Source organism: Sinomonas sp. (assembly GCF_036848755.1).
Classification (GTDB): Bacteria; Actinomycetota; Actinomycetes; order Actinomycetales; family Micrococcaceae; genus Sinomonas.
Genome location: NZ_DAIUJO010000150.1, coordinates 1 through 7,164 on the forward strand (window position 1 = coordinate 1; position 7,164 = coordinate 7,164).

Consider the following 7,164-nt stretch of genomic DNA (forward strand, 5'->3'; position numbering starts at 1 on the left):
GACAATCCCACCGGAACGGTTGCGAGCGAAGCAGCCGTGCGTGAGGTCTGCCGGATCGCCGAGAAGTACGAGCTCGCGGTCATCTCCGACGAGATCTATGCCCAGACAGTGCACTCAGGCAGGACGGCGCCCTCCGCGACCGCATACCTGGAGTCGCGCACGATTGTCACTACCGGCCTGTCCAAGTCCTTGGCTTTGGGCGGATGGCGCATCGGTTTCGCCCGCGTCCCCAGCAACGGGTGGGGGCACCAGGTGCTGCAGGACATGGTCGGCATCGCGAGCGAGGTATGGTCAAGCCTCGCCGCCCCGATGCAGGCGGTCGCTGCCTATGTCCTTTCCGAGCCGGACGCAGTCAGCAAGCACATCCGACTCTCCACCCGTCTGCATGCTGCCGTCGCCAACGCCGTGTACGAAGAGTTCCTCGCTGTCGGCGCCCAGTGCCGTCGGCCCGAAGCCGGGTTCTACATCTATCCCGACTTCGAACCGATCCGCGCCGCCCTGGCCCGCAAGGGCATCCGGACCGGGGAGGAGCTCGCTTCGGTCCTCCTTGACCAGTACGCCGTCGGCGTCCTCCCGGGGGCAGCCTTCGGCGACGACCCGTCGGCACTCCGGGCGCGAGTGGCCACCAGCCTGCTCTACGGCACGAGCGAGCAGCAGCGTTGGGAGGCGCTCCGCGCCGAGGACCCGCTCCAGCTGCCGTGGATCGCAGCCTCCCTGGCGCAACTCCGCTCCGCCCTCGGCGAGCTCGCCTCCTGAACCCGCGTCCCGAGAGGCATCGGGGGCGCCCCTCCCCGCAACTACAATTGCGGCGAGGGCCGCATCCGTTGCGTTCCAGAGGAAGGGGCCAGCGCCTTTGGCTGCAGCGACTTACGAGGAGCTCCGAGCCGAGCTCCAGGAGCGCATGCCCGGTCTCGCTCCGGGCCAGCGGCGGATCGCGACCGTCGTCCTTTCCGATCCGGAGGGAACCGCGCTGCGCAGCATCGCCGAGACCGCCAAGGTGGCGGGCGTCAACCAGTCCTCGCTGGTCAGGTTCGCCACAATGTTCGGGCTCAAAGGGTATCCGGCCCTCGTGCGGCTGTGCCGCGAGCACCTCTCCGGCCAGGCCAACCTCGTCTCGCGCTTCGAACGCGCCCAGCAGCACACGGGGCAGCAGTCGCTCTTCGCCGCCGTGCTCGAGCACGAGAAGGACAACCTCACCCGCACGTACGCCCGCATCTCCCAGGCGGAATGGGACAACGCAGTCAAGACTTTGGCGGAGGCGTCGGCCGTCTACGTCATGGGCCTGAGGAAATGTGCCCCCATCGCCCAGCTGCTGGGCTACCTGCTCAGACTCGTGCGCCGTCGCGTGGAGCAGATCTCCCCCTCGGCGGGCATGTTCGTCGACCAGCTCCGCGACCTCGATCCCGAGGGGGTGTTCGTAGCCATCTCGATCCGCCGCTACACAGCCGACACGGTCCGCGCCCTCGAACATGCCAGAGACCGCGGCCTTGCGACGATCGCCCTCACGGATGACCCGGCTTCGCCCCTCGCCCGCCTTGCCGACACGACGTTCTTCGTAGAAACCGAGGGAGTGACAATACTGCGCTCGCTGTCGGTGTTCACGTCAGTCGCCCAGACCTTGGCCACGGCCGTCGCGCTGCATACCGGCGCCCGGAGCCGCCAAGAGCTTCTGGTCGACGAGCAGCTGCTGGCGGACTTCCACGTCTACTACGAGGACTGAACCGGCCGCTCTCCCAGGCGTCCGCACGCAAAGCCTGTTCGTCCCAGTGGACCGAGGCATCCCACTTCCCCGCCGCCGAGCGCGCGGAGCAGAATGAGGCGCATGCGTCCATTCCTGCTCCTCGCCTCGCGCGACCACGACGTCGTTGCCGACGACGAGTACCGCGCCTTCTGCGAATACGGCGGCCTCGCTCCGGACGAACTCCGGCGGGTGCGCGCCGAGGCGGGCCCTCTCCCGGAGATCGAACTCGAGGAGTTCTCGGGCGTGATCCTCGGTGGCAGCCCGTTCACAGCCTCGGATCCGGTGGAGGAGAAGAGCGCCGATCAGCTCCGTGTCGAGGCCGAGATCGGCAAGCTCCTCGACCGCATCGTCGACGAGGACTTCCCGTTCTTCGGCGCCTGCTACGGCGTCGGGCTGCTCGGACAGCACGAGGGCGCGGTAGTGGACCGCCGTTTCGGCGAGCCCGTCGGCCCGGTGCGGGTGAGGCTGAGCCCGGCCGGGCTCGTCGATCCTCTCTGCGCGGGCCTGCAGCCTTCCTTCGACGCTTTCGTCGGTCACAAAGAGGCCGTGCGAACGCTCCCGTCGAACGCCGCGTTGCTCGCGGGTTCGGCGAACTGCCCTGTCCAGATGTTCCGCTTCAAACGCAACCTCTATGCGACCCAGTTCCATCCCGAGCTCGATCTCCCCGGCCTCGAACGCCGCATCGATGCCTACCGGCATTCGGGTTACTTCCATCCGGACGAGGCGGACGCAGTCAAACAGCGGGCGCGGGAAGCCCACGTGTACGAACCGCAGCGGATCCTGCGGAACTTTGTGGAGCGCTACGCCCGCTGACGTGCCGACGCCGCGCCGAGGGCCGCTGGCTAGACTCGGCTCATGCCTACCGCTGCCCATCGCCATGCCCAGGATCTCGGCCGCTTCGTCGTCGCCTCGCCGTCGAGCTTCCACGCAGCGAACGACGGCGCGCGCCGCCTGGCGGAGGTCGGGTTCCGAGTTCTCTCCGAGACCGAGGAATGGCCGACGGAGCCTGGCGGCTACGCGGTGGTGCGCGACGGCGCGCTCATTGCGTGGATTGTGCCCGACGGCGCGGGCCCCCTCACACCGTTCCGGATTGTCGGTGCGCACACCGATTCGCCGTCGTTCAAGCTCAAACCCCAGCCGACCACAGGGGCGTTCGGCTGGCTTCAGGCCGGAGTCGAGGTCTACGGCGGCCCGATGCTCAACTCGTGGCTTGACCGGGAGCTGCGGCTCGCGGGACGGGTGGTGACGGTCGACGGCGGCGAGCACCTCGTCGCGACCGGCCCCCTCTTGCGCTTCCCCCAGCTCGCGATCCACCTCGACCGCTCGGTCAACGACGGACTCAAACTCGACCGGCAGCGCCACATGAACCCCGTGTGGGGCCTGGGCGATGCGGGGGCAGCCGACCTGCTCGGCGTCGTCGCGCGTGAGGCCGGGGTCGATCCCGGGCTCGTGGGCGGGTATGACCTCGTGGTCGCGGATGCGCAGGAGCCAGCCGTCTTCGGAGCCGAGGGCGAGTTCTTCGCCTCCGGCCGGCTCGACAACCTGTCGTCGGTCCACGCCGGGCTCACGGCGCTCGCCCGGGTGTTCGAGGAGACGGGCGAGTGGTCAGGCGATCCTGTCATCCCGGTCCTTGCCGCGTTCGACCACGAGGAGGTCGGCTCCTCGACACGTTCCGGGGCATCCGGGCCCTTCCTCGAGGACGTCCTGGCACGCGTCGGCGAGGGACTCGGCGCGACGGCGACCGACCGCCGTCGTGCTTTCGCCGCGTCCTGGCACGTGTCCGCGGACGCCGGGCACGCGATCCACCCGAACTATCCCGAGAAGCATGATCCGGCGAACCGACCGGTGCTCAACGGCGGACCGCTGCTCAAGATCAACGCCCAGCAGCGGTACGCGACCGACGCTGCCGGCGCGGCCCTCTGGGCACGGCTCTGCGCGGAGGCCGAGGTGCCGTATCAGGAGTTCGTCTCGAACAACGGCGTTCCGTGCGGCTCCACCATCGGCCCGCTCACGGCGACCCGGCTCGGAATCCGGACCGTGGACGTGGGCGTTCCGCTTCTTTCGATGCACTCGGCGCGAGAGCTCGCGGGCGTGCAGGACCCGTGGCGGCTCGCGCTCGTTGCGGAACGCTTCTTCGTCAGCTGACGCTCAGCCGCTCTGGGTGGCGAGCCCGATGACGAGGTTGATCGTCGCGGCGAGGATGACGGTCGAGAAGACGTAGCCGAGGATGCCCTGCTTGAGCGCCTCGATGCGGATCTGAGTGGTGGTCAGGTTGGTATCCGAAACCTGGAACGTCATTCCCAGGGTGAAGCCGAGGTAGGCGAAGTCGGTGTACTTGGGAGGCTGCTCCTGGTTGAACTCGACGCCTCGGCCGGGGGTTCGCGCGTAGTAGACCTCTGCGTAGCGCAGGATGAAGATCGTGTGCAGCAGGAGCCAGGATGCCGCGACGACGAGGACCGCGAGCAGGGCCAGGATCACCTTCGCCGCACCCTTGGCCTGGTTCCCCGAGACCATGACCATGACGACGGCGCCGATTGCGGCCACGTTCGCGCACAGGATGAGCAGGTCCCGGGTCCCCCGGCGCGGATCCTCTTGGCGGGCATGGTTTCTGGTCTCCTCCGCATTCATCGGAAGGATCCTCGACAGGACCCAGATGTCGTAGAGGAGAGCCGCCGCGCCCCAGCCTGCGGCGGGAGCATGCCACCACGAGGAGAAGAGGCCGGTGAGGACGGCCGCGACAACGCCGACCGCGAGCATCGTCCACATGCGGCGGCTGGCTGAAACGGCTCGGGTCGAGCGGGTCGAAGCGGGCTGTGACGTCATGAGGCGATCCTCCCATTGGCCCTTGACGAGCCCTGACTGTTCCTCCACATGGACTACGACGGCGTGTCGTCCACAGCACGCCAGCGAAGGACCGACGACGACGCGCTGCGGCTATAGCGTGGTGGTCACCGGAAGGGGAGGGTAGGTCCGGCAGGGTCACCGGCTGGGATCCGGTAACATAGTGAAGTCTGTGCTGCGGCCGGGTGGTAGAAGCCCGTCGGGCGCAGACGAACGCAAATGAACCTCCTGTTGCGGAGAGACCGCAACCGCTTAGCCCAAAGGAGGTGGGTTCACACATGCGTGCTTACGAACTGATGGTCCTCATCGATCCCGAGGTCGACGAGCGCACCGTGCAGCCGTCGCTGGACAAGTTCCTGAGTGTGATCACCACCGACGGTGGAACCGTCGACAAGGTGGACATCTGGGGTCGTCGTCGTCTGGCCTACGAGATCAAGAAGAAGAACGAGGCCATCTACGCCGTCGTCAACTTCACTGCTGAGCCCGCTACGGCCCAGGAGCTTGATCGTCAGCTGAACCTCAACGAGACGATCATGCGCACCAAGATCATCCGCCCCGAAGACCAGAAGGTTTCCGCCAAGTAGTCTTGGCGTGAATCCCTTCGCTCATCCGTAAGAACGTCCAAGGCTCGGACCAGGAGGCAGCATGGCAGGCGAAACCACGATCACGGTCATCGGCAATCTGACGAACGACCCGGAACTCCGGTTCACGCCGTCCGGATCTGCCGTGGCCAACTTCACGGTGGCTTCCACGCCGCGTACCTTCGACCGTCAGTCGAACGAGTGGAAGGACGGGGAGACCCTGTTCCTCCGCGCGTCCATCTGGCGCGAGGCTGCAGAGAACGTCGCAGAATCCCTCACCAAGGGCATGCGCGTGATCGTCAGCGGCCGGTTGAAGAGCCGTTCTTACGAGACCAAGGAAGGCGAGAAGCGCACCGTCATCGAGCTCGAGGTCGACGAAATCGGCCCGAGCCTGCGCTATGCCTCTGCAAAGGTGAACCGCACCCAGCGCTCCGGCGGTCAGGGCGGGAACTTCGGCGGGGGCAACTACGGTGGCGGCAATGCCGGAGGAAACTTCGGCGGCGGCAACTCCGGCGGCTTCGGCGGCAACCAGGGTTCCCAGAACCAGGGTGGCTCGGGCGGCTGGAGCGGCGGCGCGCAGAATGACGATCCGTGGGCGACCCCGGGCGTCAGCAACTCGGGTGGTTGGGGCACTGGCCCTGACTCCGAGCCGCCCTTCTGATCACTTACATCAACCATCCCGTGGCATGACCACGGGCTCCGCGAGACAAAAGGAGCTCCACGATGGCTAAGGCTGAAATCCGCAAGCCGAAACCAAAGTCCAACCCCTTGAAGGCCGCTGACATCACCGTCATCGACTACAAGGACGTCGCCCTGCTGCGCAAGTTCATCTCGGACCGCGGCAAGATCCGCGCCCGCCGAGTGACCGGCGTGACCGTGCAGGAGCAGCGGAAGATCGCTCAGGCGATCAAGAATGCCCGCGAGGTTGCCCTGCTCCCCTACTCCGGCGCTGGCCGCGGCTGAGAAGGGAAGCTGAATAACCATGGCAAAGATCATCCTCACCCAGGAAGTGACCGGACTCGGCACGCCTGGTGACGTTGTCGAGGTCAAGGACGGCTACGCCCGCAACTACCTCTTCCCGCGTGGCTTTGCGCTGCGCTGGACGCGTGGTGGCGAGGCACACGTCGAGGCGATTAACGCCGCGCGTGCCGCCAAGGCCCACAAGACGCTCGAGGCCGCGCAGGAGCAGGCTGCTGCTCTCGCCAAGACCCCGGTGCGCCTCGAAGTGAAGGCCGGCAAGGAAGGTCGCCTCTTCGGCACCGTCCGCACCGAGGCCGTCGCCTCCGCAGTTGAGGCCGCAGGCCTCGGCTCGGTCGACAAGCGCAAGATCGTCCTCCCGGGCCACATCAAGGCCACGGGCAACTACGACGTCACCGTGCGACTGCACGATGAGGTCACCGCAACGATCAACCTTCAGGTTGTCGCCGCGAAGTAGTGCCGCGCCATCCTGATGGCTAGTGAACAGAGGGAGGGCCCCCGCCGATTCTGGCGGGGGCCCTCCCTCGCTCTCTATCTCCCTCCCTCTGCCCCTCCCTCCCCGTTTCGGGTACAGATACACCCCCTTTAACACGTTTCGGGTGCACAAACTCTCCTCAAGGGCACTCTCGGGTACACATACTGACCATCTCCGACGTTTCAGGTGCAGAAGCGCCACGCCGAGTTGGCGTACCCGAGTTGGGGTGGGGGGTGAGTTGGCGTACCCGAGTTGGGGAATAGGTTCCGGACCTCTTTGGTTGTGGAGGTAGATGCAAATGCATGAACCTCCGGAAGGGAGCGCGGACACATGAGTGCGAAGAATATCGTGGTCGTCTCGGCGGGCTTGGGGACGCCGTCGTCGAGCCGGCTTCTCGCCGACCAGCTCGCCGACGCAACCGTGCGCCGCGCAGCCGAGCTCGGCATCGAGACGCGGGTGAGCGTCTACGAGCTGCGGGACCTCGCCGTCGACGTCGCCAACAACTTCGTGACGGGCTACGCCGCTCCGAGGCTCGCGGAGGCTCTCGC

The 7,164-nt window shown here is 66.8% G+C and carries 9 protein-coding genes and 1 pseudogene; 9 read left to right on the forward strand and 1 reads right to left on the reverse strand.

Annotated elements, in window-relative coordinates:
- From V7053_RS16980 to V7053_RS16995, 4 genes are all read left to right on the forward strand, one after another.
- Positions 1-756 (forward strand): aminotransferase class I/II-fold pyridoxal phosphate-dependent enzyme (locus tag V7053_RS16980; protein WP_334173448.1); only part of this gene is annotated, 756 nt, incomplete at its 5' end.
- A 97-nt stretch (positions 757-853) separates the two neighbouring features.
- The gene (locus V7053_RS16985) at positions 854-1,720 is read left to right on the forward strand and encodes a MurR/RpiR family transcriptional regulator (protein ID WP_334173449.1); all 867 of its coding nucleotides are present in this window, start codon (positions 854-856) and stop codon (positions 1,718-1,720) included.
- Between the two features lie 102 nt (positions 1,721-1,822).
- The gene (locus tag V7053_RS16990; protein ID WP_334173450.1) at positions 1,823-2,554 is read left to right on the forward strand and encodes a glutamine amidotransferase; all 732 of its coding nucleotides are present in this window, start codon (positions 1,823-1,825) and stop codon (positions 2,552-2,554) included.
- A gap of 42 nt (positions 2,555-2,596) precedes the next feature.
- Positions 2,597-3,886 carry a M18 family aminopeptidase gene (locus tag V7053_RS16995; protein ID WP_334173451.1) on the forward strand — a complete coding sequence of 430 codons (1,290 nt, stop codon included), beginning with the start codon at positions 2,597-2,599 and terminating at the stop codon, positions 3,884-3,886.
- 3 nt (positions 3,887-3,889) lie between these two features.
- Here the strand turns inward: V7053_RS16995 and V7053_RS17000 are convergent, their stop codons facing one another.
- Positions 3,890-4,564 (reverse strand): DUF1345 domain-containing protein, encoded by a 675-nt coding sequence (locus V7053_RS17000; RefSeq protein WP_334173452.1) that lies wholly within the window; start codon positions 4,562-4,564, stop codon positions 3,890-3,892.
- Between the two features lie 296 nt (positions 4,565-4,860).
- Between V7053_RS17000 and rpsF the strand changes: the two genes are divergently transcribed.
- From rpsF to V7053_RS17025, 5 genes and pseudogenes are all read left to right on the forward strand, one after another.
- A complete protein-coding gene (rpsF, locus tag V7053_RS17005) occupies positions 4,861-5,166 on the forward strand; it encodes a 30S ribosomal protein S6 (protein ID WP_334173453.1) in 306 nt (101 codons plus the stop codon).
- A gap of 61 nt (positions 5,167-5,227) precedes the next feature.
- The gene (locus V7053_RS17010) at positions 5,228-5,824 is read left to right on the forward strand and encodes a single-stranded DNA-binding protein (protein WP_334173454.1); all 597 of its coding nucleotides are present in this window, start codon (positions 5,228-5,230) and stop codon (positions 5,822-5,824) included.
- Between the two features lie 62 nt (positions 5,825-5,886).
- The gene (gene rpsR / locus V7053_RS17015) at positions 5,887-6,126 is read left to right on the forward strand and encodes a 30S ribosomal protein S18 (protein ID WP_010144869.1); all 240 of its coding nucleotides are present in this window, start codon (positions 5,887-5,889) and stop codon (positions 6,124-6,126) included.
- Between the two features lie 19 nt (positions 6,127-6,145).
- Positions 6,146-6,598 (forward strand): 50S ribosomal protein L9, encoded by a 453-nt coding sequence (gene rplI, locus V7053_RS17020; protein ID WP_334173455.1) that lies wholly within the window; start codon positions 6,146-6,148, stop codon positions 6,596-6,598.
- A gap of 348 nt (positions 6,599-6,946) precedes the next feature.
- Positions 6,947-7,164, forward strand: a pseudogene (locus V7053_RS17025) (NADPH-dependent FMN reductase); the annotation flags it as partial.